Genomic DNA, 2516 nt, shown 5'->3' on the forward strand with positions numbered 1-2516 from the left:
CGCCTACACCGCTTATGGCACAACGGGTGCGGAGACCGGCGCGTGCTCGACCACGAGTGGCGGCACCAGTGTCACCACCTGCTACGCGATCGACGGTTCGGCGCTGTCCGCACCCTCCAGCCTGGCCGGACTGGGAGCCGGCGTGCTCGCGTTCAACCCCGAGGTCGTCCGCGTCGGCGACCGGGTGCGCAGCTACGTCGCCATCTGGGGCGGCCCCTACCAGGGTGCCGCGGTGTGCCACGACTGGAGCACCGGCACGACCTGCGCGGGTACCCCGGCGCGCATCACGCACCCCAACGCCAACAACGGAGTCACCCGGGACTACGGCTACGCCTACGACCCGCCGACCGGCTGCCTGATCGGCCTCGGCGACGCGGGCGTGCTGTTCTCGATGGATCCTGACACGGGGGCGTCGCCGTGCGTGCGCACCGGCGCCTCCGTGTCGCTCACCCCGGCGCAGTTCTACTACACCAGAGCCGCGCTGGTCGGCGTCACACCGGCGAACGTGAACTTCGGCGCCTCCTCCGTCACCGCGACCGACCAGAACGGCACCACCGTTCCGGTCCCCGGATTCGCGCCCGACGGCACGGTCGATCTCAGCGGCGTGTCCGCGACGACGCTGAACCTGACCACCACGCTGGTGCTGAACAACGGAGCGGACTTCGGCGGCGGCAACCAGCCGTCGCTGGTCGTCGAGTTCACCGGCGACGCGCCCCAGGTGTGCTTCCGCACCACGATCGCGGCGGACTGCGCGGTCAGTTCGGTCAGCAACACCGCCAACGGAACGGACGTGACCGGCAACTTCGCGTCCAACACCGTCACGCGAGCGGTCACGCCCGGCAGTGCGTGCCAGCCGAACGTGGTGGTGAACAAGGAGATCTGCAGCTCGCACACACCTGCGAACTGCAAGGCCGGTGGCGCCGGACCGTGGGTGAAACAGGCGCCGGTCGGCGTGCTGGGACTCCTGTTCGCCACCGCGTACTGGCGGATCACCGTCACCAACAACGGCCCGGTGTCCATTGTGGATTCCTACGTGGTCGACGACGGTGAGTCGAGCTGCCAGACCGGGCCGTTCACCCTCGCACCCGGCCAGTCGAAACAGGTCTACTGCTCGACCTACGCATTGCTGTCGCTGTTCCCGCTGATCAACAACGCGAAGGTCGAGTACACGCCGCAGAACTCGCCCGCCGGCACCCCGCCGTCCTACACGGGATGGTCGTCGGCCAAGGCGTGTCCGCTGCTCTGCCAGCTGCAGTGAGCACGGGGAAGGCCTCCGGACGCCACGTCCGGAGGCCTTCCTTTCCGGTACCGGTGCGGGCCGGCCTAGCGCCGCCGCATGTCGGACCGCACCGGGCCGCTTCTAGTTCAGCGCCACCTTGAGGATCTTGGTGTTGCTGTTGCCGGCCGTGGAGTCCTTGTCACCGTTGGAGGTGGTGACCCACAGCGAGCCGTCCGGGGCCGGTTCCGGCGTCCGCAGACGGCCGTAGGTGCCCTGGAAGTGGGACGTGGTGGTGCCGATGCTGTCTCCGTTCATCGTCATCCGGTACAGCCGCTCGCCGCGCAGGGCGGCGAGGAACAGGACGTCGTTGACGATCGCGAGACCGGACGGCGAAGCGGAGCCGACCGAGAAGGTCTTCTTCGGCGCGATGTAGCCAGAGCACGAACCGGAGGTGCCTTCACACTTGGGCCAGCCGTAGTTGCCGCCCTTCTGGATCAGGTTGATCTCGTCCATGTTCGAGTTGCCGAGCTCGGCCTCCCACAGGCGGTTCTTCGAGTCGAACGCGAGACCCTGCACGTTGCGGTGGCCGTAGGACCACACGTAGCGCGCGTTGCCGCCCTCGCTGAAGAACGGGTTGTCCGCGGGCGCGGAACCGTCCGGGTTGAGGCGGAGGACCTTGCCGCCCAGCGACTGCTTGTTCTGCGCGTTGTCACCGTTCTGGCCGTCACCGGTCGACGCGTAGAGCTTGCCGTCCGGGCCGAAGCGCAGGCGGCCGCCGTTGTGGAACTTGTTGCGCGGGATGCCGGTCAGCAGCACCTTGTACTCGCCCAAAGTGTTGCCGTCCAACGTCATCCGCACGACGCGGTTGTCGCCGGACGCGGTGTGGTAGATGTACACGTAGTGGTCGCTGTTGAACGACGGCGACAACTCGATGCCCAGCAGGCCGCCCTCACCGTTGGTGCCGGAGACGTTCGGGACCTTGCCCAGCGTGGTCTTCTGGCCCGACGGCGTGATCTTGATGAGGTCCTGCGCGTCGCGGCGCGAGTAGACGGCGTCGCCGCTGGGCAGGAACGCGAGGCCCCACGGCACGTCGTTGTCGGTCGCGATCTGCGTGACGGCACCGACCTGGTCACCGCCGGACCGGGTCTTCACGGTCAGCGCGTTGGATGCCGGGCCGACGTTGCCGACGGCGTCGAAGGCCTTGACGGTGAACGTGTACTCGGTGTTCGCGGTGCGGCCGCCGATCGTGGCGGTGGTGCCGGTCGCGTCACCGACCTTGGTGGAGCCGGTGTAGATC

2 protein-coding genes are annotated in these 2516 nt (G+C 68.2%); one reads left to right on the forward strand and one right to left on the reverse strand.

Annotated features, from left to right (window positions below):
* The coding region (locus tag UK23_RS52975; RefSeq protein ID WP_045314622.1) for a DUF7617 domain-containing protein at positions 1–1258 on the forward strand (1258 nt) is incomplete at its 5' end.
* A gap of 102 nt (positions 1259–1360) precedes the next feature.
* Here the strand turns inward: UK23_RS52975 and UK23_RS27865 are convergent.
* A partial coding sequence (locus UK23_RS27865; RefSeq protein ID WP_045314623.1) for a PQQ-dependent sugar dehydrogenase occupies positions 1361–2516 on the reverse strand: 1156 nt, incomplete at its 5' end.

Source organism: Lentzea aerocolonigenes (genome assembly GCF_000955955.1).
Classification (GTDB): domain Bacteria; phylum Actinomycetota; class Actinomycetes; order Mycobacteriales; family Pseudonocardiaceae; genus Lentzea; species Lentzea aerocolonigenes_A.